Annotated in this window: 36 protein-coding genes; 15 read left to right on the top strand and 21 right to left on the bottom strand. The window is 58.5% G+C overall.

Annotation, left to right across the window (positions count from 1 at the left end; translation table 11 throughout):
• Positions 1 to 12: 12 nt before the first annotated feature.
• From JCM25354_RS21195 to JCM25354_RS14305, 18 genes are all read right to left on the bottom strand, one after another.
• On the bottom strand, positions 13 to 198 hold the full coding sequence (locus tag JCM25354_RS21195; protein WP_148301543.1) for a hypothetical protein: 186 nt from the start codon (positions 196 to 198) through the stop codon (positions 13 to 15).
• Between the two features lie 2 nt (positions 199 to 200).
• A complete protein-coding gene (locus tag JCM25354_RS14220) occupies positions 201 to 1,511 on the bottom strand; it encodes a P22 phage major capsid protein family protein (protein ID WP_148301544.1) in 1,311 nt (436 codons plus the stop codon).
• Between the two features lie 149 nt (positions 1,512 to 1,660).
• Entirely contained in the window at positions 1,661 to 2,542 is an 882-nt protein-coding gene (locus JCM25354_RS14225) for a hypothetical protein (protein WP_025886508.1), read from the bottom strand.
• Positions 2,539 to 4,755 carry a portal protein gene (locus JCM25354_RS14230; RefSeq protein ID WP_025886509.1) on the bottom strand — a complete coding sequence of 739 codons (2,217 nt, stop codon included), beginning with the start codon at positions 4,753 to 4,755 and terminating at the stop codon, positions 2,539 to 2,541. The genes JCM25354_RS14225 and JCM25354_RS14230 overlap by 4 nt, the downstream gene beginning before the upstream one ends.
• Positions 4,756 to 4,797: 42 nt before the next feature.
• Complete coding sequence (locus JCM25354_RS20400) at positions 4,798 to 6,162, bottom strand: terminase family protein (RefSeq protein WP_025886510.1); 1,365 nt, start codon at positions 6,160 to 6,162, stop codon at positions 4,798 to 4,800.
• Positions 6,159 to 6,476, bottom strand: coding sequence for a DUF5681 domain-containing protein (locus tag JCM25354_RS19260; RefSeq protein WP_025886511.1), 318 nt, complete (start codon positions 6,474 to 6,476; stop codon positions 6,159 to 6,161). The genes JCM25354_RS20400 and JCM25354_RS19260 overlap by 4 nt, the downstream gene beginning before the upstream one ends.
• Before the next feature lie 194 nt (positions 6,477 to 6,670).
• On the bottom strand, positions 6,671 to 6,976 hold the full coding sequence (locus JCM25354_RS14245; RefSeq protein ID WP_025886512.1) for a hypothetical protein: 306 nt from the start codon (positions 6,974 to 6,976) through the stop codon (positions 6,671 to 6,673).
• A 184-nt stretch (positions 6,977 to 7,160) separates the two neighbouring features.
• Positions 7,161 to 7,547, bottom strand: a complete 387-nt coding sequence (locus tag JCM25354_RS14250) for a hypothetical protein (RefSeq protein WP_148301545.1) — start codon at positions 7,545 to 7,547, stop codon at positions 7,161 to 7,163.
• 458 nt (positions 7,548 to 8,005) lie between these two features.
• A complete protein-coding gene (locus tag JCM25354_RS14260) occupies positions 8,006 to 8,269 on the bottom strand; it encodes a hypothetical protein (protein WP_025886514.1) in 264 nt (87 codons plus the stop codon).
• A gap of 103 nt (positions 8,270 to 8,372) precedes the next feature.
• Positions 8,373 to 9,749: a replicative DNA helicase gene (locus JCM25354_RS14270; protein WP_025886515.1), complete on the bottom strand. Its 1,377-nt coding sequence runs from the start codon at positions 9,747 to 9,749 to the stop codon at positions 8,373 to 8,375.
• Complete coding sequence (locus JCM25354_RS14275) at positions 9,742 to 9,921, bottom strand: hypothetical protein (protein WP_025886516.1); 180 nt, start codon at positions 9,919 to 9,921, stop codon at positions 9,742 to 9,744. The genes JCM25354_RS14270 and JCM25354_RS14275 overlap by 8 nt, the downstream gene beginning before the upstream one ends.
• On the bottom strand, positions 9,918 to 10,055 hold the full coding sequence (locus JCM25354_RS21755) for a hypothetical protein (RefSeq protein WP_199899961.1): 138 nt from the start codon (positions 10,053 to 10,055) through the stop codon (positions 9,918 to 9,920). The genes JCM25354_RS14275 and JCM25354_RS21755 overlap by 4 nt, the downstream gene beginning before the upstream one ends.
• Entirely contained in the window at positions 10,021 to 11,091 is a 1,071-nt protein-coding gene (locus JCM25354_RS23605) for an HNH endonuclease (protein WP_084294791.1), read from the bottom strand. Before JCM25354_RS23605 ends, JCM25354_RS21755 begins: the two co-directional genes overlap by 35 nt.
• Positions 11,088 to 11,420 carry a putative PDDEXK endonuclease gene (locus JCM25354_RS14285; protein ID WP_025886518.1) on the bottom strand — a complete coding sequence of 111 codons (333 nt, stop codon included), beginning with the start codon at positions 11,418 to 11,420 and terminating at the stop codon, positions 11,088 to 11,090. Before JCM25354_RS14285 ends, JCM25354_RS23605 begins: the two co-directional genes overlap by 4 nt.
• A 3-nt stretch (positions 11,421 to 11,423) precedes the next feature.
• Positions 11,424 to 11,690: a DUF2312 domain-containing protein gene (locus tag JCM25354_RS14290; RefSeq protein WP_025886519.1), complete on the bottom strand. Its 267-nt coding sequence runs from the start codon at positions 11,688 to 11,690 to the stop codon at positions 11,424 to 11,426.
• On the bottom strand, positions 11,687 to 12,838 hold the full coding sequence (locus JCM25354_RS14295) for a DNA cytosine methyltransferase (protein WP_025886520.1): 1,152 nt from the start codon (positions 12,836 to 12,838) through the stop codon (positions 11,687 to 11,689). The genes JCM25354_RS14290 and JCM25354_RS14295 overlap by 4 nt, the downstream gene beginning before the upstream one ends.
• A 1-nt stretch (position 12,839) precedes the next feature.
• A complete protein-coding gene (locus JCM25354_RS21460) occupies positions 12,840 to 13,175 on the bottom strand; it encodes a hypothetical protein (RefSeq protein WP_159103513.1) in 336 nt (111 codons plus the stop codon).
• On the bottom strand, positions 13,135 to 13,551 hold the full coding sequence (locus JCM25354_RS14305) for a hypothetical protein (protein ID WP_025886522.1): 417 nt from the start codon (positions 13,549 to 13,551) through the stop codon (positions 13,135 to 13,137). Before JCM25354_RS14305 ends, JCM25354_RS21460 begins: the two co-directional genes overlap by 41 nt.
• Positions 13,552 to 13,599: 48 nt before the next feature.
• Here JCM25354_RS14305 and JCM25354_RS14310 point away from each other — a divergent pair, with 48 nt between their 5' ends.
• Positions 13,600 to 13,815 (top strand): hypothetical protein, encoded by a 216-nt coding sequence (locus tag JCM25354_RS14310; RefSeq protein ID WP_025886523.1) that lies wholly within the window; start codon positions 13,600 to 13,602, stop codon positions 13,813 to 13,815.
• Between the two features lie 8 nt (positions 13,816 to 13,823).
• Here the strand turns inward: JCM25354_RS14310 and JCM25354_RS20415 are convergent, their stop codons facing one another.
• The 3 genes from JCM25354_RS20415 to JCM25354_RS14330 form a co-directional block, all read right to left on the bottom strand.
• On the bottom strand, positions 13,824 to 14,306 hold the full coding sequence (locus JCM25354_RS20415; protein WP_199899960.1) for a hypothetical protein: 483 nt from the start codon (positions 14,304 to 14,306) through the stop codon (positions 13,824 to 13,826).
• 45 nt (positions 14,307 to 14,351) lie between these two features.
• Positions 14,352 to 14,825 carry a single-stranded DNA-binding protein gene (ssb, locus tag JCM25354_RS14320; protein ID WP_025886525.1) on the bottom strand — a complete coding sequence of 158 codons (474 nt, stop codon included), beginning with the start codon at positions 14,823 to 14,825 and terminating at the stop codon, positions 14,352 to 14,354.
• A gap of 179 nt (positions 14,826 to 15,004) precedes the next feature.
• Positions 15,005 to 15,463: a hypothetical protein gene (locus tag JCM25354_RS14330; RefSeq protein ID WP_025886526.1), complete on the bottom strand. Its 459-nt coding sequence runs from the start codon at positions 15,461 to 15,463 to the stop codon at positions 15,005 to 15,007.
• A gap of 371 nt (positions 15,464 to 15,834) precedes the next feature.
• Here JCM25354_RS14330 and JCM25354_RS20420 point away from each other — a divergent pair, with 371 nt between their 5' ends.
• The 14 genes from JCM25354_RS20420 (at position 15,835) to JCM25354_RS20430 (ending at position 22,946) form a co-directional block, all read left to right on the top strand.
• On the top strand, positions 15,835 to 16,185 hold the full coding sequence (locus JCM25354_RS20420) for a helix-turn-helix domain-containing protein (protein WP_159103514.1): 351 nt from the start codon (positions 15,835 to 15,837) through the stop codon (positions 16,183 to 16,185).
• An 86-nt stretch (positions 16,186 to 16,271) separates the two neighbouring features.
• Positions 16,272 to 16,484 (top strand): hypothetical protein, encoded by a 213-nt coding sequence (locus JCM25354_RS14340; RefSeq protein WP_148301546.1) that lies wholly within the window; start codon positions 16,272 to 16,274, stop codon positions 16,482 to 16,484.
• Positions 16,484 to 16,672, top strand: a complete 189-nt coding sequence (locus tag JCM25354_RS14345; RefSeq protein WP_025886531.1) for a hypothetical protein — start codon at positions 16,484 to 16,486, stop codon at positions 16,670 to 16,672. Before JCM25354_RS14340 ends, JCM25354_RS14345 begins: the two co-directional genes overlap by 1 nt.
• Before the next feature lie 80 nt (positions 16,673 to 16,752).
• Positions 16,753 to 17,031 carry a hypothetical protein gene (locus tag JCM25354_RS14350; RefSeq protein WP_025886532.1) on the top strand — a complete coding sequence of 93 codons (279 nt, stop codon included), beginning with the start codon at positions 16,753 to 16,755 and terminating at the stop codon, positions 17,029 to 17,031.
• Entirely contained in the window at positions 17,031 to 17,237 is a 207-nt protein-coding gene (locus JCM25354_RS14355; RefSeq protein WP_025886533.1) for a hypothetical protein, read from the top strand. The genes JCM25354_RS14350 and JCM25354_RS14355 overlap by 1 nt, the downstream gene beginning before the upstream one ends.
• Positions 17,234 to 17,734, top strand: coding sequence for an HNH endonuclease (locus tag JCM25354_RS14360; protein ID WP_025886534.1), 501 nt, complete (start codon positions 17,234 to 17,236; stop codon positions 17,732 to 17,734). Before JCM25354_RS14355 ends, JCM25354_RS14360 begins: the two co-directional genes overlap by 4 nt.
• 164 nt (positions 17,735 to 17,898) lie before the next feature.
• Entirely contained in the window at positions 17,899 to 18,237 is a 339-nt protein-coding gene (locus JCM25354_RS14365; protein ID WP_148301547.1) for a hypothetical protein, read from the top strand.
• Positions 18,234 to 19,154 carry a PD-(D/E)XK nuclease-like domain-containing protein gene (locus JCM25354_RS19285; protein ID WP_084294793.1) on the top strand — a complete coding sequence of 307 codons (921 nt, stop codon included), beginning with the start codon at positions 18,234 to 18,236 and terminating at the stop codon, positions 19,152 to 19,154. The genes JCM25354_RS14365 and JCM25354_RS19285 overlap by 4 nt, the downstream gene beginning before the upstream one ends.
• Positions 19,154 to 20,065 carry a hypothetical protein gene (locus tag JCM25354_RS14375; protein WP_025886537.1) on the top strand — a complete coding sequence of 304 codons (912 nt, stop codon included), beginning with the start codon at positions 19,154 to 19,156 and terminating at the stop codon, positions 20,063 to 20,065. Before JCM25354_RS19285 ends, JCM25354_RS14375 begins: the two co-directional genes overlap by 1 nt.
• A 70-nt stretch (positions 20,066 to 20,135) precedes the next feature.
• Positions 20,136 to 20,279, top strand: a complete 144-nt coding sequence (locus JCM25354_RS21465) for a hypothetical protein (RefSeq protein ID WP_159103515.1) — start codon at positions 20,136 to 20,138, stop codon at positions 20,277 to 20,279.
• Complete coding sequence (locus JCM25354_RS14385; RefSeq protein ID WP_025886538.1) at positions 20,276 to 20,566, top strand: hypothetical protein; 291 nt, start codon at positions 20,276 to 20,278, stop codon at positions 20,564 to 20,566. The genes JCM25354_RS21465 and JCM25354_RS14385 overlap by 4 nt, the downstream gene beginning before the upstream one ends.
• 23 nt (positions 20,567 to 20,589) lie before the next feature.
• Positions 20,590 to 21,039, top strand: a complete 450-nt coding sequence (locus JCM25354_RS14390; RefSeq protein ID WP_148301548.1) for a hypothetical protein — start codon at positions 20,590 to 20,592, stop codon at positions 21,037 to 21,039.
• The gene (locus tag JCM25354_RS14395) at positions 21,032 to 21,511 is read left to right on the top strand and encodes a hypothetical protein (protein WP_025886542.1); all 480 of its coding nucleotides are present in this window, start codon (positions 21,032 to 21,034) and stop codon (positions 21,509 to 21,511) included. The genes JCM25354_RS14390 and JCM25354_RS14395 overlap by 8 nt, the downstream gene beginning before the upstream one ends.
• A 418-nt stretch (positions 21,512 to 21,929) precedes the next feature.
• Positions 21,930 to 22,946 carry a site-specific integrase gene (locus tag JCM25354_RS20430; protein ID WP_084294794.1) on the top strand — a complete coding sequence of 339 codons (1,017 nt, stop codon included), beginning with the start codon at positions 21,930 to 21,932 and terminating at the stop codon, positions 22,944 to 22,946.
• The last annotated feature ends 108 nt before the right edge of the window (positions 22,947 to 23,054 follow it).

Below are 23,054 nucleotides of genomic sequence, written 5' to 3' on the forward strand. Positions count from 1 at the left end.
CCGGGTGTGCCTTCAAGGTTTTCTGACATTGGGCAAGCGTCCTTTCGGTCGCATCACTGGCCTGGGGGGAAGAGCTTTGCCCTCTGGCTCGGCTTTCCCCTCAAAACGGGCGCGCACCTGCGCCTCCTGTTCTGCGTTCCTGACAGTCACGAACGTGAACCCGTCAGGCGCAGTGAGAGTATGAGGGTAGCGCGCCACGATCAGAACCCGTCATCCGTGGGAGACGGAACAACAACGCCCCAGTCAGGGCGCAGCATGGCCTTACCATAGAGCAGATCCATACGCGTTCCACGTACGTCCACCGGCCCGTCATAGTAGGTCAGTGTACGCAGGCTGATGCCGTCCAGATTATCGCGGCCACAATCGATGGTTGCACCTGTGACCATTTCCAGATCAACCGTCGCAAGCGTCATCGCCTTCTTGTGGTAAATGAAGTTACGGCGCGTGACCTCGCCAGCCTTGCCAATCAGGTTGACCTTGGCACCGTTCGCCGGGGCAGAATCAACGGTCTGATAAAGTGCAGCACTGCCGTCCGAATTGGGCGGGATCAGAGCGGGCATGATCGGAATGGAGGTCGCACCACTCGCCACATCCTGAGCAACCACGAATTGCATCGGGATAGCGCGGGACTGTTTCGTGATGCGGTTGACGCGGTTCACGCCGGTGATGGTGATGATATCGCCCGCTTTGAACCCACCATTTAGAGCGCTGACAGAAATCAGCGACATATGCGGCGAGGCTACGGAGCTGATGTTCGCGGACGGCACAACCTGCCCGGTCGGCGTGAACGAGTTGACTGCGCCCGTTGCAGTAGCCTGCCCATCATAGGAGCCGGTTTCATGCACGATGACCGTGTTGTCCTGCATCCAGCCGGACACGCCAAGCAGACGCGAGCCCATGCGACCCGAACGGTTGATGTCCGAGATCTCGCCAGCCGGGTTGAACATGCCCATCAGGCCCGCAACGGTGTCAGCCTCGGATAGAGGATCAAGGATGGCGTAACGGTTCGCCGCTTCGGCGTTACACTCGGACAGTATCGCATTGGCGCGGAGCCAGGTGTTCGAGGATGGAACAATCGTATTGCCCTCTGAATCCACGTTCCGAACAAGGTTCGAGAACTGGAGCGAGAGCCCGATAAGATCAGCCGCGAGCGCACCGACCAGCACGTTCACAGACGGCGCAACATAACGCTCTGCGAAGCGGTCCACCTTCAGGGTACGGTCCTGCGTCGTGAACGAAAGCGAGGTGTTCCAGCGCTTGTCGATTACGAGGGGAATAGACCGCTCCTGCATACCCTGCGGATTTACGGTTGCACCCTCGATCGCCACGTTATCGTTCGGCAGTCGGACGTTGACAGTATCGCCAATCTTGCCGCCATTCTGGGCGAACTGGTCCTGATAGGACCGATCGACATTCTGCACGAGAGAGTTCTGATTACGACGAAGGGCAAGGGCCATCCTCGTAATCATCTGGTTATTGATAATGCTGTTTGACACGGGGTTAGGTCTCACGCATGGCGCCTGTGCGCCTCGTGTCCCGCTCTCGGCTGTTGCCAGAACGTGCGCCGGTTACGACCGGAAACCACCCGTGGCTGTCGCGCCAGTCAGCGCCCGGTTATTCGATACCGGGAAACGAACGGTTTATAGCCCCTCGGCTTCGTTCAACTGCGCTTGTTGAACATGGTGGCGAAATCCTCTGCCGACAAACCGTTGTCATACAGAGAACGTCCGCCAGTAACGGCGCGAGCCGAACCCGTGGCAGCGGCTACAGGAGCGGGCGTCCGGGAGATCTGAGGTGAGGGGCGAGGCGCGGGCGCTTCTGCCTGCTTTGCACTCATCTCGGCCTTGGTCAGCCCGTCCGCGAACTTCTGAAGCATCGCGTACTGTCTGCGCTCGGGAGCGTCGAACAGGGCGCTAGCTGCATCCGGATCGTTGGCCAAAGCATAGTACACTTCGCCGGGATTGGGCAATTCCGAAATATCGCGAATGATCTGCTGATGACCGGGGTTGTTGAAGTCGAGACCTGCCGTTTCAGCAAGACGCTCGGTCAATGGCTTTACTGCATCCCAGCCGTGCGTACCTGCCAGTGATTCTGCAACCTTGACCGTCACAGCACTGAAGTCTTCAAGCTGGCGCTGCTGGGCTGTTTGCGCCTCGATCCGGCTTCGTTCTTCCGCCCGGATCTGTTCTGGCGTCATCTCAGGCTGGCGCGGCTCTTCCTCACCGCGAGCAGCGGCAAGGGCGCGGCGATATTCTGCCAACTCCTGTTCGGCCTGCGCAGCACGCTCCTCGGCTTCGCGGCGCTTGGCCGTAATCGCTCCGATACGGCGCGAGAACCATGCGGGTTCTTCCGTCTTGCGTTCGGTCTGCGTCCCTTCGTTTTCAGCAGGAGTTCCCGGTGTGCCTGGTTCGTGGTGCGGCGTCTCCACCTGCTTCGTTTCTGCCTGAGGGGCTTCCATCTGTCCTGGCTGCTGATCACTTCCGAAATCGATGCCAGTCAGGATATTGGTTTCCTCGGCAGGGGCTTGAATGGTCTCGCTCATACGTCAACGGCTCCTGTGACAGGGTTTGGGGCGTGAATGAGGCCGCCCGGAGGGTTATTGGAAGGAAGGCGCTCAAGGTCGGCAGGTGGCCCACTCGGAAGCGATTCAGGCCCATGATATCCCTGTTCTGCGAGAACTTTTCTCACCAGAGCTTCAAGGACCGGGTGAAGCGATGCCGGATCTTCTGAGCCGATTGCGGCCATGCGATCAGTGTCCGCCTTATCTCGGCGCGTTTCTGCTTCCATCAGATCAGTGACTTGCTCGTGACGCTGCTTGTCGGCCCTTAGGGCAAAATCCTGGCTCTTGTCGTTCAGCTTCTGCTGTAGCTGCTGAATGATGCCTTGCATCTGCTGAATCTGCTGCTGTGCCTGCCCAAGGCGCGGGTCATCAGTCGCAGGCTTGAGGCGGTCGGCAATTTCGTCAGCAAGCGGAAAATCGGCTGCCTTGAAGAACAGATCACCGATCTGCTCCATGATCGCCGGGTTTGCCTGCAAAACCTGCATCAGGCTGTTGAATGTGTCCTGACGGCGCGTTGCGAAGGCTGGCCCTACATCGGCCTCAACGTCATATCTGCCAATCGTCGGATTGATGGCGATGATCGCGCCCTCGATTGCAGCCCGCTGCTCAAACGTCATGCCCGGCTCTGCCTGTTGACCAGGCGGCAATTCAACTTGCGCAGCCTGTGGAGCCTGTGGGTCGACAACGGCGCTGGTCTGCGTTCCGTCTGCACCCATGACCTGCACAGCGCGTTGTGTGTCGTAAACGTAAGGAATGGCGTCAATCAGGATGCGCCCGGCAAGACGAAGCGCCATACCCTGATTGTCGGTGTAATGATAATTCGCCGTGTCGGACTGGCGCTGTCGCTCGTTGATAGCGCGGCCTGACCTCTCGTTTCCTGGGGCGCCCATTTCCGCTTGATACTGGCCCGTGACCATCTGCATCTGGGAGTCAGACGCCTGCATCAGCGCGATATGCCCGGTTGAGCCGGTTGCAGGGTCGAGGCGCTGGGGCGGCGCTATCGGGCTGCTGTCGTCGGGATCAGTCGAGCGGTAGGGCAGATAAGCAGCGTTCGAAACGTTCGCGTTCGACCAATCGTTTTCGTATCCTTCGATTGCGCGCGCATCGACCAGCCATGGTGATTTTGTCTGAAGTGCCACGCTCTCAACCGAGGCCGACGCGCTGTAGTTATACATGCGCTGCGGGTCGAGCAGGGCACGCACGAGGCCGGAACGATCCAGCTTCCCATCGATCACGCTTTCCATGCCAATGACAGGCACAAGCGGGACATACGTGAACACCGTATCGCCGCTTGATACGATCTTATCCCCGGCGATCAGAAAGAACTCGACATGTGGGCGCGTGATTGAGCGGCTTTGCGCCTGCATTGAGCGGCAATATTCTACCGCCTCAGCAGGCATGACGCTTTCCCGCATGGGCTGGATTACTGTTGATCCGTCCTGCTGCGGTACAGGGACGGCCCAGAGCGTGTCCTTGCGCTCGCTGCGCCGGTAATACCGGAACACGCGCACCACATCCTTGCCCGCTTCCTGTCCTCGATAATCCGTGTTGCCAGCAATCGAGAGAGGCGCACCGGAAACGTCCTTGTGCGCCGGATAGAGCCGTTCAAACTCTGCTTTGGGCATTTCTTCAACGATCATGGCCCATTGCATGTCGCTGTGGTCAGGCTCCTGCGTGTTGGGGTCCGAGTAAACAGACCGTGGGTCAGGAACGCTCTTGATGTAGAAATCCTGGTCGAACGTGTCAGCACCGCGCACATAGTCGGTGACGATATGAAACCAGCCAATGCCCTGCCTGACCTGCCCCTGGATGGCGCACATATAGGCGTTCTGCTGGGCGTTGGACTGGTATTCGATATGCCTGATAATGCCCTCGATCACGTCCGCGGCCTTGGCTGTTGAGCCAAAGCCGGTCGCGTTGACCTTGATGCCCATTTGCGATTGCCGGGCGTCGTTCTCAACCTGCAAGACATGCTGCGCCGTCTTGTTGATCGTCAGGCACGGGCGAGGGGAGCCGCCAAACGTGCCGGAACGCGCCTGATAAACGGCACTGTCCCACTGGTAGTGGTTGCGGGAATCTGCGTGGAAGAACCTCAGGTCATCGAGCGCATTTGTGCGCCAATTGGCTTCGAAAGCCTCTGCTGCCTCATACCGCTCTTTGACTTCCGCCAGGATGTCGTCCGTTCTTTCTTCCATGGATACTTTATAGCATAGTGCATATTGTTCGGTACAGCGAAATCAGAGCGCCGCCCAGCCAGACGGGCCGCCGATAACGGGCGAGGTTCTTGGCGCCTTCGGAGGGGGTATTTTCGTCCGCTCACGCAGCCCAACCGCGAGATAGCGGAACGCATCCGATCCATGCGAAGCCCAGTCATGCACGGGGGCAGCCTTGAATTGCGCCAGCTTATCGTTCCATTCGCGTCGATAATTCGTCAGACACTCGACGCCACGCTTGCATTTCACCTCATCAAACCAGCACCGGGCGAGGAACAGGCGAACGGCATTGATTCCGTCATCCACACCGATCTGTGGCACGATCCGCACCTTGCGCCCGTTTGCTCGTGCGATTTCCTCACGCGTCTTGCCGGTGCCCAGCTCGCGCGCTCTGGCATCGTGCGGAAACAGATCCTCCGCATACCGATATCCGCGCCCGTCAAGCCACTGGCAGTAGTGCGAAATCGCCTCGCCACTCGCCTCGTAATAATCGATCAGATGGATTTCACGTCCAACGATCTGGGCGCACCAGAGCGCCATACTGTCAGCAATACCCAAGTCCCAGGCGACGTACACCGGCACCGATGGATCGTATGGCACACGGCACAAGCGCGGCTGCTCACCGCCTTTGACGGCGTCCATTTCCGCCTTGTAAATCGCCCCCGGAACGTCAAGCACATCCCACCTCCCATCAAGCAAGGCCCGGCGCTGCATTTCCGGCATGGTTGCGAGATTTGCCCGGTATTCAAGGTCTATGTACGGATTGTCAGTTACGCGAGCGCCGATAAAGCGCCGCCGCGTAGTGATCGTCTGTCCCTCAATCTCGACAGAGGAAGCCGAGCATGTGTCCCGCCCGTCATCAGGGATAGACCAGTATTGCTGCACCCATTTCGAGCCGATACCGCCCGGATTGCAGTTTGCCCGCATGAGCCGCTTGAGGTTCGTTCCTCGCAGTCGTGAGCGGAGGTATGTCCAAACGAAATCCGATGGGTATTGAGTCAATTCCTCAACACCGATCCACTGGAATTCCTCGCCTTGGAACTGGAATACATCGGCATCGCGTTCAGCATAGCCCATAATGATTTTGGCGCCGGACGGAAAGCGGAACTCGTGCTTCTGCTCGTTCCACGCCACGCCTTCCAATCCCTGAATGGACGGATACAGAGCCCGTGCACGGTCGATCACTTCACGTAACTGCTGATAGGACCGGCGAAGGATCAGGGCCTTGTAACGAGGCACCAGAGGCGCGTTCTGCCACAGTCCGAGAGCGTCCACGATGAATGCGTCTGTCTTCCCGCCACCAGCCGCACCGCCGTAAAGAACTTCCTCTTCCTCGGCTGCAAGAAAAACCTGCTGCCGGTCGGTTGGCGACCAGACAATGTTCGTCACTTCGAGCCTTTAACGGGGAGGGCGATCACGCCAAGCGTTTGCACCTTGCCGTCCTCATCGACCTGCTGGAACTGCGCCGGGATCAGGCTTGCGACAACCTTCACATAGTCGCCCGGCTTCTCGACCCGCATGTCTTGGATTGCCTGAATGCCGTGCTCTTCGAAGTCAGCGTAGAGGGCTGCTACGAAGTTTTCTGACAGCTTGTTGCGCGTGCCTTTCGGGCGACCTGCCGGATTGCCGGATTGCCCGGGCTTGAACAGTCTTTTGCCAGCGCCTTTCTGTTTTTTTTCTGTAGGTTCAGATGGGTTCGCCATGCCGAAATCCTACCAGAAAGCGCCGTCCGGTACAACGAAAACCGTCGGGACTACGAGACGGAATCACCCTTCGAAGCTCTATGGTGTGCCTACGTTTCTGCGCCATTTGCGTGAGCAGAACTCCAAGTTGAATCATGTCCCTTGGCTGGCGAGCGTGTCCACAAGGTCTCGCCAGGTGGGGAAGGGTAGGCGGGTCACGGCGAACTATCCGCCCATTTCTTCGTCAGATGATCGCGCGCTCGACGCTCCCAATCCGCAAGATCGGCGTTGTATTGCTCAGCAACCCATAGTGCGATCGTTCCGCTTCGCGTGGCGCACTGCTTGTCCGGATGGCCATCATTCCAGCGTTCCACGAAATCATCGAACATACCCGACTGTTGCCATTCGTCCGGGTCGGTGGAAGCCGCCAGCCAGTTGTTCCGCCGGTCTATCTCGTCCATCTTTCGCGCTCGAACGCACAGGTCCAGGCCCTCGGACAGGAGTTTTTCTGCCGCATCCATCAAACCCCCTCCCTACCAGAAGCGCGGCTTGCCATGTTGCTCAAGACACGGACAAGCCACGCCAAGGAAAACCCCGCCACGCACGCCAGAAAAGCGGCGATCGGACCGATGAATGATGAGCTGAGCGTTGCAATAGCCGAACTCATCGTCATTAGCGCCCACACTCTCGCGTTGTCAGACATGCCTAACCCCCATCCCTACCAGAAGCGCGGAAAACCTGCCCGTTGGCATGAACGTCAACTGTCCCGCAGTTCCGCATGATCACAACGACTTCACGCGGCGGCCTGATCGAGTAGGCGAGGGACCAGCAAACGAGAGCGGTTGCGAGCGCCACAAGGCCGCTGATCCATTCCCCGCCGAATAGCATATTGGCCCCGGCAACGCAGGATACCGCAGCGGCAACGCCATAGAGACCGAATGCGCACCACTTGCCGAAATTCTTCATCGTTCCGCTCCCCCACCAGAAGCGCCCCGCGCCATTTTCCACAGCACGGCGATCAAGGCGCAGAAAGCCACAAAAGCCGGGCCGCAGGCCACCGATAGGGCTGACCCATGGGAAAGGATCAAACATGCGGCGACCGATGCAACTGCGAGAGGGCAGAGAGAAAGGGGTATGACCTCTACCCAATTCAGAGCCGTTTTCCGCCCCGTACAGGGCGTTCCAATTTCCGGCGGTAAGTTTGTCGTCTCACGATCTTCACCGCCCTCAGCGGTCAACCTCGATGGTCTGGGAGGGGTGTTGGCGACAGGAGCGGCAATCAGGTGCGTCCGATCGACGCGCTTGTGCATGGGATGCTGAGATCGATCAGATCGGCATTCAGAGCCCGTTTCGTCGTTTCGCTCATGGCGCACCTCCCGGAGTGAGAAGCACAAGGGCGGTCAGGAACCTTCTCTGCAACTCGTCTAGCGCCGTACCTGGGCGATCTCCGCCCCATGCGCTTGGGTTGTCTCTGAGCCATTTCTTCCGCTCCGACTGAGAGGCGGCGGCCCATGCGTCGGTGTTGAACGGGGATATTCCTGTTGTTTCGCTCAAGATAAAATCTCCGCAGCAACTACGACAAACGTGATCGCAAGCCAGAAGAAAGCGCCCATCCATGCCCAATCTTCGCAACCCGCCCGAAGGGGCGCGACGGTGGCGCAGACCAGTATCCCAAGCCAGCAGGCAATAGCGCAAGCAATCAATGCCGCTCGTTTCGTCGTTTCGCTCATGCCCGATCCTACCACACCACGAGTCCCGTTTGTACCGAAATCGCCCGGTTTTGCTGGGTTTTTCATGATTTTCTCGCTCACCATGCCGGGTCATTCTGGCGCTCGTCGTCGCCGCGGAACCACGTTGAAGGGCCGTCAAACTGCATCCCTACGATGCCGGTTCTTCCGCCTCGGTTCTTGAGCACGATCACTTCCGCCGTGCCTGCTGACTTTGCCAGTCGGTCCATGACTTCAGCCGCCCGCTTTTCGTAGGCGCGTCGCTCTCGCCTGTGTTTCGGCTGACCTGCCCGTCTGCCCCGACGCGAAGCCGTAGCGCCATTTCCTCGCGGTAGAGCGCCATCACACATCGGGCGTCCTGCTCGATCGCGCCACTGTCCCGGATATCGGCGAGGGAAGGGCGCCGGTCCTCGCGGTTCTCCGATTGCCGGTTGAGCTGGGAGAGCGCGATGACGGGAACGTTCAGTTCACGAGCCATGCGGGCCACATCGCGGCTGATTTCGGTCACTTCTGCCGTCCGGTTGCCGGAACGCTTCACGGCCGCACTGGCTTCCATAAGCTGGAGATAGTCGAGGGCGATGAACGCCAGCCCCTGTTTCTGCCGCTTCATGCGTCGGGCCCGAGTGAGGATCTGCTGCACGGTTGCGCCTTCTCGGTCATCGACCATGAGCGGGATATCGCGGGCGGCCATGCCTGCCGACACGATCCGGTCCATGTCCTCGCGTGATACCGGCCTCCTTTCCCCGTTTGGAAATTTCCAGTGCCCCGTCATGACCACATCGACCGGCAGGCCAGTCTTGCCCGCCACCGCCTTGCTCATCAGTTCCTCGGCCGACATTTCGCCCGACCAGATCAGCCCCCGGCCGGAAGTCTTGGCCGCCCGCATCGCAAGCCCGAGCATGAGCGAGGACTTACCGACACCCGGCCGGGCTGCGATGACATACACGCCACCCGGCCTCAGGCCGCTCAGGAGGGCGTTCAACCCCTCGTACCCGGTATCCATACCGGAAAGGGCGTCCCCTGCCTTCCACGCGCATTCTGTGGCCTCCAGGAGGGTGTCTATGGCGGAGGCCGAGGTCTTCATCGGGCGTTCGGCATCGCCAGTCAGTGCCAGCCGCTCGATCCGCTCCTGCAATTCCTCGATCAGAACCGCGCCGGTCTTGTCGCCGGAATGCACCACGTCGAGGATCAGATTTTCCCCTTCGACCTTCAGGGCGCGCAGAAGCGCGGCATCTGCAATCGCCTGTGCATAGCCTCGCATGACCGGCTTGCCGACAAAGGCCGTTGCAAGCTTTGTCGCAGACTCCTTCCAGAATTCCGCCGTCTTCGGGTTGGTCTCGACTTCGCCCCGGATGGTGATGAAGTCGCACGCCTTCCCGGCCTGCACCCGGTCTCTGGCAATCCGGTAGATCTCCCCCAGCGCCTCAGACGCGAATGCCTCGGAGGTCAGGAGGTCATCGACCAGTTCGAGTGAACCGCTGTTGAGCAGCACACCCGCGACAAGCGAACACTCGGCCTCGAACGTGTCGAGCGAACGCTTAGGGGGAAGGAACAGGGATTCACCCACGGTCGTTTCTCCCGAACTGGAGTTCGGCAATGAAGCGCAGGGCATTGGCCGTTGCCTCGATCTCTGCCTCGATTTCGTCACGGCTCAGGCCGCCTTGCACGATCGCATCGGCAAACGTGCTGTTCATGCGCTGCCGGTTCACAAAGAACGGCTCGGCTATGTGCTGGATCATGCTCGTGCTCCTTCCGCGAATTCCTCGATCATGGGCGGCTTGCCCTCGCAGCCAGTGCGCGCCCATTCGCGACGGGCTGCCCGATAGGCGGCCTCGACTTCAGGCGGATGCTGCGAAGCCGTTGGTCTGGCCACCGCCTGCACGACGCACTCGTCGTTCCATCGCTCGCCGTTGAGCCAGGTGGCCGGGTGGGGGCGGAAGTCCTGCCCGTTGCGGACGTTCTCGCCAAAGGGCCATGATGCGACCGCCCGCATGATCGCAGCATGGCCGATCTTTTTCCGGGCCTTGTCGTAGGCCCTTCGAGCCGATGCCTTTCCGTCCTTGCGTGGGTAGCTGTCCAGAATTCCTCGAAGTCTCTGGCTGGTCCTTCCGTCTCGCTTCCCGGATTGCCGCTTTCGTCTGTTTCGAGATCCAGCGTCGGTTCGTCCTCAAAGGGACTATAGGGTTATATGCTTCTGCTTCTGCTTCTTGGTGTTTAAGGTCGGAATTTGCTTTTCCATCGTGTCGGAATGATCCGACACCAACCCCTAGGTAGGGGTCGGAAGGATGGGACCAATCTTTCCGCGCCCTAGCATGATTGCACGCCGCGCAGGCTGCTACGAGATTGGATTCATCGTTCGATCCGCCGTCGCAAACCGGCTTCAGATGATCGATGTGACAATAATCCGGCCCGGCCTGTCCTGATATGCGCAGTTTGACGCCGCACCAGAAGCATTTTCCATTACTTCGGGCGATGATCCGCTTTGTCTTCTCAGGGCTGTCTGATTTTCGATATGGTCGGACACGCTCAGATTTTGGAACTGATCCGCGCCGCAAAAGTGGATTTCCTCCCTCGGTCCCATTTGCTGAAGCTTCATCGGAAATGGCCTTATCCCTGACCATGCGACGATTGAAGATTGTCCCATCTTCCGAGCGGCTAAATGCGCCTGCTTCCTCAAGCTCTGAGAGGCAGGAAGTCAGTTCATCCACGCTCGCGCCACACACGGCCGCGAGTTGTCGCTCAGTCGGCCGGCGCCCGTTGACGAGCAAATGACCGCACGGCTCTGCATCGAACATGATCGCCAAAAGGTCCATCCAGATGCCTCGTGCGGCTGGTGAGCACATGCGCAATGCTGGGTCGCGCTGCCAGTCCTGCCACCACCATTTTGTCCATCGCCTTGCCGTGCTCATGCCTTACCTCCCAGCATCTCAAGCCAGCGGTCCCATGGCAGCACAACCATAGGCTGCTGCCGGTCACGCACGAGAAAGAGCGCGTCTGCCTGACCAAGCCAGCGTTCAAGCGTGGCAAAGCCTTCGCCATTGGCGCGGGCCTTCACCTCGCACACGAACGGCGCCCCATCGGGACCGCGCGCATAGACGTCCACATCTGTGCTGGCTGTATTTCGGAATTTCATTGCACCGGATAGGGGAACGCGCTCAGCACGAACTCCCGCTTCTGTGTGCAGGGCGACGATCTTTCGCTCTACCCTGGCACCTTTGTCACGTGAGGCTTTACCCATGGCTCACATCCCAAGCGCACGACGGTAGATATCAAGAAGCGTTTCCTGCTCCTCAATTTCGTTCGGCTCTTTCTTGCGGAGCTTGATTATGTTCTTGATGGTTGCGACATCGAAACCTGCCGAGCGGGCTTCGGCAAAAATATCCTTGATGTCACCGGCGAGGGCTTTCCGCTCTTCCTCAAGTCTCTCAACTCTTTCGATCACGGAACGGAGACGGTCCACGGCGATGCCGCCCACGTTGTCGCTGTTGTGACCTGTCATATCGCTCATGGGGTCAGCCCTTCGTCTTGCATGTCGGCGATTGCGCCGAGGAATTCCGTGATGAATTGCGCCGCGACCTGGGGTACGATTGCATTGCCGTAACCGCGCAGGCGTCCCACTCGGGCGGAAATCCCTGTAGCCAGCGGCTGTGTGCCGGGTTCAACTGGCCTGAACTTGCCGTCGCGGCATCCGAGCCAGTCAGCACCTGACCAGAAGCCGTGATGCGGATTGGTCCTGGATGTTCGGACCAGCCTCCGGCCGAGGTCATCCGCGCCTCCATCGCTGTGCCGATCTCGCGCCCATTTCTCATGCGCTTCTCGATCGCCGGTGGTGTGGCATCCAGCTTGTCGCCATCTCTCGCGAGAGGGGTGTGCCAGCCCGATAGCCGCACCTCCCGACCCAGCAGACTGTTCGTCGGCACGTTCGGGCATTCCTGCCCGTCCTTGTGGTCGCGTGTTGTGGGAGTGGGCCAGCCCGCACGCTGCGCCGCCATGTTCAGCGTCATGTTCGGAGCAAACGGGTTGTATTTCTCGCCGCGCTCTGAGTCTGTCTTCGTGGGCGTCGGCCATCCTGCCGTCTTGGCTTGCCCTGCAAGGGTACGAAGCCCGCGTGCTGTCTCTGGCTGGTTGAACACGTTGCAGGTTGGCGTGTTCCAGCCTGACCGCTCCGAAGAACAGTCGCTTGCGGATATGCGGCGCGCCGACGCTACAAGCTGGCAATACTGCCGCCCCGCAGGCGTAGCCGCATCCTTCCAGCGTATCGAATAGATCATCGAGCCAGCCGACCCGAATTGCTGCCTCAACCTGTTCCCCAAAAATGAGCCCAGGCTTGCACTCGCGGATGAGTTCGAGCCAGACGGGAGCAAGGTGCCGATCATCAGCCTGGCCAAGCCCTTTTCCAGCAACGGAGAAGGGCTGGCAGGGCGGTGATCCGGTCCAGATGCCGGGCGTTCCTTCAAGTCCTGCCCAGCGCAGGGCGAGCGGCCATCCGCCGATGCCGGCAAAGAAATGGCACTGGTCGAAGTCTCGCAGATCGTCCGTCCGAACATCTCCGATTGACCGGGTATCGACCGACCCGGAGGGCAGATGACGTCCATTGATGAGTTCGCGCAGCCATGCTGCCGTGGGTTCGTCCCATTCATTGTAGAGGACACGCACGTCATTCCGCCCCCTCGATAAATTCGTAATGCACGGACACGACGCGGCGCAGGCCAGCGGCCTTGAGAACCTTTTCTGACAGGGGTTTGTCAGCGTTGCGCTGCTGGTGGAGCGTCTGGCGCTTGATGCCAGCGGCGCGGGCTGCGGCGGCTTCGCTTGGGAAACTGTCAGCCCATCGCCTGACAATTCCGATCACGTCCGCTTCTTCCAGCCGGTTACGCCTTACTTGGCGGCGTTCCGGTCGGCCCAGGCCATCATGCGAAGCGCAATGCTGTTGAGCCGGTCCGAGGCCCATTTCAGACAGAGTGCGGATTGTAGAAGGATGCAGGCGAGCCACTGGATTTCTGCGGCTTGCCGGTGGATGAACCAGCGCATTCATTGTCCCATCTTTCGGATAGATCGCGATACAGCGCGGCCTGGTGTTCGGCTCTGCGTCTGGCGCGGTCGAGGTGGTGCCGATAGGCAGATTGGACGGCCAGAAAGACGTGGGCCGGGATTGCCGACCATTCGCCGTAAAACAGCCGTTTGACTTGTCCGTCCGTAAGCCCGGTATCCCTGGCAGCACGGTGGAATTTCTGTTTGCGTGGGGTGGCGTCGTGGCCGCTTTCGACCATCTCGCGCACTAACCCTGAGCAGTATTCGGTCACGGCTTCTGGTGTGAATTGTCCACAACTTTCCGCCGTGGCGGAAAAGATTTCCGTCATTTTGAACATGTCTTGCTCCAATCACTGTGAAGCGGATCCACAGTTCTTGAGGCATTCATGGAAGGCGACACCACCACCCACGAGCACGACAAGCCTTTGCTTGAAGCGGATGCAAGAAGGTTCACGCAGCGTCTTGATACGCCCGTGATCGCTCTCGACATCATGCGACAGGCCCGGCTCTGGTCGATGCTGCACCCGCACGCTACGGGCCAGACGCGCCAACGTCTGGTCTCGGAGTTTGCGGCTGCGGTGGGGGTCGTGGTCGTCATTTGATTGCGGGATCAGACGACGCCAGACGCGCCAGGTTGGTATCGCTTTGACGCCATGCGCGGCACGAAAGATGCATCCAAGTTACGATGCATTTTATGGTGATTTGCATGGCAAGAAACGCAGAGCCAGCGGACGTCTAACGGATTGGAATAATCGTCGTGATGCGCTTGGACCTTCTTATCTCCGCAATTCTCACACGGGCATTTTTTGAGTTTTCCATCCCGCACGGCATTGCTTACTTGGATATGAGCCGATCTCTTCTGAGGATTTTTCTTTTCCCACACCTTTTTCGCCTCGTTCCCGGCGTCAGGCTTGGCAGTCGCATACGCCTGGCGTGCGGCAATCCGCTTTGGGTCATTTGCGCGCATCCGATCATAAGTGCGGTAATATTCTGCACTTGCCATGCGAACGTTTTTTGCGTCCGCTTTCGTGCATTCTTTGCATTTATTCAGATGGCCATCAGCCATTTGCGAGTGTGCGTAGAATTCGCTCAACGGGAGATGCCGCGAGCATTTGAAGCATTGCTTCATTGCAGCCTCCTAAAATGGGATAGAATCATCCAGATCGCCGGGTGGTGCGTTCCATCCGCTCGACTGGTGCGATTGTTGACCGCTCTGACGTTGCGGGGCAGGGCGGTTGTCCTGACCCTCGTCACCGTCCCGGTTGTTGTCGAGCAGCGTCAATTCGCCCCGAAATGGGCCAAGCACGATTTCAGTCGTGTAGCGCTCCTGTCCGCTCTGGTCGGTCCATTTTCTTGTCTGGAGCTGACCTTCCACGTAGATCTTGCGGCCTTTACGCAGAAAGCGTTCAGCCACATCGGCAAGGCGTTCGTTGAAGATTGCTATGCGGTGATATTCGGCTCGTTCTTTACGCTCTCCAGACGCGCGGTCTTTCCGGCTCTCGGACGTTGCTACCGTCAGGTTGACGATCTTGCTGCCAGACTGGGCATTGCGCGTCTCGGGGTCGCGGGTAAGTCGGCCCACGAGAATGACCTTGTTTACAGAACCGGCCATGTCACTTCGCCTTTATTTCTATGACGCGGCGCTTTCCGGCTGTCCGGTATCTAAACGACACATCGGAGCGAGCAATCGCCTCATCGGTCGTCATGATTGATCCTGGCGCCTCGACCACTGCGCCGTTCGCAGGCGACAGAAATCCAATGACAGTCCAGTCTTTGGGGGCTTCCTTCATGTCAGTACGCCCTCATATTCGCGATCTGGCGTTGAGCGTCGGCCCAATTGAGGTCGGGCATCATCGCGCCCCAGGTCTCGTCCGCTCCGGCTGCCAGAGGCTCGATACGCTTGGGCTTTGGTTCCGGCTCCGGCTGGGGAGGCGGTGGTGGCTCCATAAGCCCGTGCTTGATGGCGGCGAGCATCATGCGACCGCCGTTTGCGCGTCCGACCCGCATCGTGGCTTCAGTCATCCCCACACCATCATTCAGGAGAGCAACAAACCGCTCTGCCTCATCGCGCGTGATGGGAGAATTCGAAGCCTTGTACGGTGTCTTGTTTCCGCTTTTCGCCTTGGCAATCAATGCAGCCCGCGCGCACGCTTCCGCACAGAAACGGCGGCGGTTCCAGTTGAAATCAAGGGATTCAGCGGGACGATTAAATACCTTCCCGCAGTGGGGGCATGTCTTCGTTTCGCTCATTTCCCGCCCTTCCTCTCAATGCGCTTTGCGATGCTCTGCACGTCGAGCGCGGAGGGCGACCCGAACATGGAGAAGGGGGGCTTGGGGGTGGATTGCTTCACTGGTGTCCTCCCATGAATGGTTTGGGGAAAACATCCGGGCGCAAGATATGCGGATCGACGTTGAAGGCGGCTCCAATCTGGGCGGCCTTCGTGGCAGGCACACGGTTGGAACGGCACCACTTCCAAATTGCGGTACGCTCACGCCGAAGAGAACGGCTACCGCCTGCTTCCCTCCATGCTCTTTCACCATGTCAGCGAATGTTTTCATAGCAATAGCGTTACCTATGGTGTCTGAAGCCGTCAAGCAAAAAGATACTTATGGTGTCAGACATGAAAAGAGCGAAATGCGAAAATGCTTGCATGAGCACGGCACAGCAAATTAGAACATTAAGAGAACATCGGAACCTCTCTCAAGAGGCGTTTGCGGAAGCTATCGGAAAATCCCGGTCACTTGTCGCTGCTTGGGAGGCAGGCCGCAAAGAGCCAGGGAGAGATAGTTTGCGTGCAATAGAACGTGTTTTCGGTGTTCCAATGGCTTATGTCTTAGGTGATGCGTCTGAGGTGAAGGCAATTGCTGAAGGCGCCGCCGAGGTCACGCTTCTTGAGATGTTCCGCAGCGCCGATTCTGTAACACAAAACAGTGTTCTCCATATTCTAAGCCTTGGAAAGTCAAAGGACTGAAAAAGAGACACCTAAGGTAACTTTTTTTTGTTGACCTAAAAAGACACCATGGGTAACGTCACCCCATCAAACCGATGGGGAGCCAGATGGCACACTTCATAAAGCTGAACAGCGCAAAAGATGAAGCCGCGTTCGCGTATATAAATATCGATCATATTACCTCGTTCAGGACAGAAGAATTCGGGTCAACCGTCGTCATCAATGCGCGTGACTACGGAACTGCTTCAGCATCCTGCAGTGTCCAAGAAACCCCCGATCAGATCCTTGCCCTGATCGCCGAAGCGCAGGGGGCGAAGTGATGAGCGACGAAAAAGACGAAGCGTTTGGCGACGCATTCGAAGGGGCCACGCGCGACAGATACGAGAGCGTGTCTGTCGATCGGGCAAAGCACACCTGCGCCTATCTGGAAGACCTCGTGAGCGAAGACGAAGATATCGCCTCGTTCACCGTCGCCGAGATCATCGACCACCTGAACCGCCGTCTCTGACCCAGCTTGACGCGACCCCGGTGCGCCGGGGCCGAACAAGCCGGATCACCGGCCAGTGTTTCCAGTGATGGAGAGAGAAGATGGCATATCCAGACGGAATGCAGTTTCGGAGCGGCGATACACGCAGCCCTTATTACACAACCGGAACGCTTAGGAATTTCCGGGGTGCGGTCGATCAGGACGCCGAAATTGCCGAGGAAATTCGTGAACTGATTGAAAACACAGAACGTCAGGTCAACGCGAAGCTGTCGCGTGTAAGTGACCGGGCAGCGTTCGATATGGACGAAATAGGCTGCCTGTTTCAGGGCTTGACCGACGCACTGCCGAACCGCGCCGTTCTTGAGCGGAGGGCAGCGTGATGGCTGAATATATCATCGAGAGCGAGTTGCTCGATAATCTCGGAAGCGAACTGTCAGCTATTAGCGAGACGCTGCTTTCTTACGAGATACGCCTTCGCGATGAGGGGAAATCCGAGGCCGCAGATCGTATTTTCTGGCGCCGTCGCTCGCTCGCAGAATATCGCGAGATTTTAGCCGAGGTTCCGGCTCTGGGGGCAATCCAATGACGCCCGCCCATCGTTCAGACCTGTCTGATAAAGACCTTTCCGGGCTGGTGGCATTCGTGACGGAGCGCGGAAGCGAAGTTCTGGCGCCTACGAACGAATGGGAAGTCGCAAGATTTACCGGGCCATCTGGCGTCTGCGTAATCTACCGCAACGCAAAAGACCGCCTTGTTTGGTCAGGCGGCGCAGATGTGGCGTGGAACGCATGGAAGAACGCCAAGGAATGGCGCGCAAACAAGCGCACGAAGCGAGGCGCATCCAAGCGTTGGGCACGATTTGCCACCCTGACGGCGCGTGACGGTAACGCCTGCTTCTATTGCGGAAAGCCAGTCACGTTCGAGGATTTCACGGTTGAGCATCTGGTTTCGCTTACACATGGCGGACCTGATCACATCGCAAATATGGCCATCAGTCACGCACGCTGCAACGCGACGGCTGGGCACCTGTCTGTCGTGCAGAAAGTCAGGCTGGCCGTGGACATGAAGGGATCGGCACAATGACGCCGGCCGAGCAGAAAGCCGAACACGCAGATATTGCGCTCGCATACCTGAGAAACGCCGCTTGGGGCCTGAACCGGACCCCGCACGCAACCCGCCTGATCGGTGAGTGGGAGCGTGTGAAGCGCGGAATGACGACAATTATCATCAAAGAGGGAGACACGCTCATGAGCGGGAAATGGACGCCGGGGCCTTGGTGGACATCGGGCGAGTATGAAGATGACGATTTTGGATGCGCAGTTATCGCAGCCAGAACAGACAGCGGGCCGCTTCCCGGCAACCCTACGAGAGGCATGGTAGCGTGGGCGACTGGATATGGATCCAGTAGTTCGGAGCAGTCCGAAGCAAACGCCCGCCTGATCGCCGCCGCGCCGGAACTAGCCGAGACACTGGAAGCAATGGTTGAGCGCTTCGGGCACGACATCTTCACGATGCCTGCGGAGGATCGCGACCTCCTGACACGCGCCGTTGACGTGCTCGCAAAGGCGAAGGGAGAGGGGGCGTGATTATCACGAAGCCCGGCATCTACGAGATGTCGTCTGCTGAATATCATGCTGACCCGTGTCCGTCTGGCAGCTTGTCGAGTACAGGCGCCCGGTCACTGGTTACGGATTGCCCGGCCATGTTCCGGTACAAGCAGCTTAATAGCCCAAGATCGAATGCGTTCGATATCGGCACGGCTGGCCACCTGATGGTTCTGGAGCCGCATCTTTTTGATGAGCGCGTGGTCGTGGTGCGCGGGAAAACGGCAGAAGGGAAGGCGTCACCAGGCTATCAGACCGCAGATGCTAAAAAGCAGCGCGATACGGCCTATGAAATGGGCAAAACTCCGCTCCTTGAGGTTGAGGTTGCCAAGGTCAAAGCCATGCGTGACGTGCTGTGGTCCGACCCGGTGGCAAGCCTTGCATTCAAGGGCGGGCAGGCTGAACAGTCGATGTTCTGGCAGGACGATGAGTCCGGCGTCTGGTGCAGAGTGCGACCCGACTTCGTGCCTGCAAGCGGCAATTACCTTGTCGATTACAAGACGGCTGCGTCTGCGAACCCGGATGATTTCGCCCGGGCGATGCTGAACTGTGGCTATCACCAACAAGCGGCTTGGTATCTCGATGGATACCACGCAGTCACCGGGAAGATGCCGGACGCATTCTGGTTTATCGTACAGATGAAAGAGCCGCCGTTTCTGGTCTCTGTCTGCAAGATCGACCAAGCTTCTATCGAGGTAGGGCGCACGCTCAATCGATATGCACGAGGCGTTTTCGCATGGTGCCAAGAGCGCGACGAATGGCCGGGATATCAGCCACGCGTCGATGAGCCGGGCCGCGTCTGCATGGTCAGCCTGCCGCCTTACGCCTTCAAAAAACACGACGATGGAATGGAAGTCGGCGCATTTGAGCCGCCCGTGACCGTCAAGGAACACGCATAATGAACGATATGGTTCCGACCCATTGGGATAATGAGCAGGGCGCACAGGGCGACGTTATTCCACCGCCCAAGACAACGCGCCCGGTAACGCACAACCCTTTCGAGGCGGCGGTACCTGAGCATGTGAATGCCGGGACAGTAGCAATCGAAGGTAAACGTGCTGCGGCTGAGATCCAGGGCAGAATGATCGTCGCCAAGCAATGGCCACGCGATACGGCTGTGGCCTATGCGAAGGCAATGCAAGCATGCCAGCGCCCCGGCCTGGCAGAAGCAGCAATCTACCGGTACAGCCGAGGCCAGACGGTCGAAGGTCCATCAATTCGCCTCGCGGAAGAACTGGCGCGGTGCTGGGGAAATATCGAATACGGGCTGCGTGAGCTTTCTCGCCGTGATGGCGAGAGCGAGATGGAAGCCTTCGCGTGGGATCTGGAAACAAACACGCGCTCTACACAGAATTTCACTGTCAAGCATATCCGGGACAAGCGCGGCGGCGGCCAGGCCCTTAAGGAAGAGCGCGATATTTACGAGATCACCGCCAACATGGGCGCTCGGCGTCTGCGGTCTCGCATTCTGGCTATCTTACCGCCCGAACTGATCGACGGCGCAGTGAAGCAATGCCGCGAGACAATCAAGAGCGGTGGCCGCGTACCTCTGGCTGATCGCATATCTGCCATGACCGGCGCATTCGGGCAGATCGGCGTTACGGTGGAAATGATCGCCGGGAAAGTTGGTCATGCGGTCGATCAGATCAACCCTGACGAATTGGTCGATCTTCGTTCTGTCCTTCAGTCGATCAAGGATGGGCAGTCGAGCATTTCGGATTGGTTCGGCGCCAAGAAAGCCGAGATCAGCAAAGACGCCGACGCATTCGAGAAGGCCACTGCCGGACAGCCCGAACAGGTGCCCGCATGACCGCCTTTCTACGCCGCCTCGCGTCCTGGTGGCGCGACGGAATGAACGGCCACGGGTGGAGGTGGAGACGATGACTGACCCCGCCGCTGAGGAAATAACCGCACGCCTGACGAGAGAGCAGGCGGCACAGGAAACAATTCGCGCCCGGATAGCGACGCAGGAACAAGCGCAGGAGGCCGTAAAACGCCGGAGCGCAGGGGAGAAACAGGGATGAGTGATTACACAGTCGAGGTCTCGCAAAGCGTCAAGCTGAAGCTGCGAGATGACGCATTCACACCCAAGTTCATGGAGGAATATCGAAATAATTTTTCCTCCTTTGATGACCTTTCTGAACATGCCGAATATTTCGGGTGGCTAGTTGCGAGCGGAAGGGTAGATGAGGTTACAAAATACTCGGGCAAGGAACAGTTTATCGAGGGTTACGGGCCGATCGGCCAATTCGTGGAGCTCGCTGAGATAGTCAGCACAGACACCTCAGTCGAAGCCGGAGACGCCCCATGACCCACGAACAGAAGCCGGAGAGCGTGGAGTTTCGGACGCGGAGGGCGCAGATTGGTGCGCTGGCCCTCGCAATGGACGCTGCGTACCCTCTCGTAGTAGCTGAGATGCACATCCTAGAAGCCGAGGCCCGAGGCGCGACAGAGCAGCGCCGGAAGGATGCGGAGGACGGAGAGCCGGTTGCTTGGATGTATCGCACACGCGACGGATCGCATTGTGTGACGCGATATATCGAGGAAGCCGAACTCGAAGGGATTGAGATTTTCCCACTCTCCTACACCCGCCCCGCCAACATCGCCGCGCTTGAGGCTCGGGTGAAGGAGCTGGAGGGGGCAAAGGGCCGCAAGCAGGAAGAGGCCAGACGCTACCGTAATGCGCTGGCCAATATCGTAGCTAAGACGGGAAGCCATAGCGTAGCGCACAGGATCGCGCTTGAGGCGTTGGCAGCCATCCGCGAGGGAGGCGAGCATGGGTGAGACGAATAATCGGACATGGATCGAGAACGTCCGCAAGATGCAGAAAAAAGTTCAGGATCGCCTTGGGTCTCGCAAAGCCTCACCATCTGCTCCAGCCTCTCCACAGAGGTGCGACGAAACCTTCATGTTTCAATTCCTTACTGCGGATATGAACGCAGGCACGCCAAAGCCGCCGATAGCTCGGTTCGAAGAACTGTTCGTCAGTGGCGTCGAATGGACAGAAGAACGAGTGCGAGAAATGCTCGCAGGGATCGGCATCGACACAATGTTCATCGCAGCCGATTGCGGCCCAAGGATAAGATTTAGGTCGCTATCGCGCAGAGATGTTGAATGGATAGCTCAGGATATGCGGCACAAGACACAAGGCTGGAAACTTGCCTGCGCATGGGAAGATGATCATGGCGACGTCACCTTGCGTTACGTGCGTCCGATGATTCCCGGCGCCGCTGCAAAGGAGGCGCCCCATGTCTAACCCCACCCCCTTCAACCGCCTGATGGGCGAGCGGGTGCGGCGACTGGTCGAGAAAGACGGTCGCTCAATGGAGCTATTTCTCTAGCCGCTGGCATGGGAACGCATACGGTTTCGCGGATCGTGAATGGCCACGCCGTGAAGGTCGAGACGCTGTTTGCAATCTTGCACGAGGTAAAGGCCACGTTGGATGACGTGGCTGCAATCTGTGTTGATTTTTCGGAGTGTCAGAGGGAGAGGGTGCAGTGAGGCAAGAAATCAAACCCGAATACACCAAGGTTAGCGCACTCGCGAAAAAATGGGGGTGCTCAACGGCCAAAATCTACCGAATGATCAATGCCGATGCTCTGGCCTCTGTCCGGCTCCATGGGATGATTCGCATACCAATCGCCGCCATTATCGAGATTGAAAACAAGCCCGCATGTCCGAAGCAGGAAAGCCCCGTCTCTGTCGCGTCTCAGGCCGAGACACATGGCACATCTATCACCAGCGCAAGCGCATCTCTACGGGCTGCACGGATCGCGCATCGGCTGAACTAATCCTTGCCCGGTATGCCGCCGAACTGTCCCGCCCAACAACACGGGCGGTCAGTGTTTCTGAAATCCTGTCTCTCTATCTGAATGACCGACGCGAAGCCCTCAAGCCGGGGGCCGAGCGTCTGAGCTGGGCACACAAGCCAGTAGCGGCTTGGTTTGGAGAGAAGCCGCCCGAGGCTGTGACCGATCGGGAATGTCGCGCATACGCTCAGAAACGAATGGAAACAGGCATAGCGCCAAGCACGGCAAGAACAGAGATGCAGGCGCTTCGTGCTGCGTTGAGATGGGCGGCGGCTCAGAAGATCATCACAGAATGTCCGAATGTGCCTTTGCCATCGCGTAGCCCGCCTAAAGAGCGCTGGCTGACGAGAGATGAAGCCCATGCCCTCATTGGCGGTTGCGAGGCGTTCCATATCCGCCTGTTTGTGATCCTGGCTCTTGGTACCGGAGCGCGTGTTTCAGCATTGCTGGAACTACCATGGTCTCGTGTCGATATGGAACGGCGAATCATCGACCTTCGTGACCCGGGCAAAGCACGGACGGCAAAAGGACGTGCCCGGGTGCCAATCAATGACGGGCTACTGGCGACCTTGCAGGAAGCGCATGCAGTCAGGGAAACCGGTTGGGTGATCGAATGGGCGGGCGATCGTGTCGCATCCGTGAAGCGAGGATTCAGAGCTGCGACCATTCGGGCCGGTCTGGAAGGGGTTACACCTCACACCTTGCGACACACGGCAGCGACATGGATGGCACAGGCTGGCGTTCCTCTATGGGAGATCGCCGGGTTTCTTGGGCATTCGAACACGGCCATGGTCGAAGAAACATACGCCCATCATTCGCCGGGTCATCTCAAAGGCGCATCAAGTTCTGGATATGACCCTAGTGCAACAGTTCCCGGTTGAGCGCGTGAACACAGGCAATCGTAAAAGCCAGTAAACACGTGACGAAATCTGTGCCTAAGCTTGTGGGCAAAACGAGCTAAATGATTGAAGATAAACAACGGGGTTCAG

Source organism: Asaia prunellae JCM 25354 (assembly GCF_000613885.1).
GTDB lineage: Bacteria > Pseudomonadota > Alphaproteobacteria > Acetobacterales > Acetobacteraceae > Asaia > Asaia prunellae.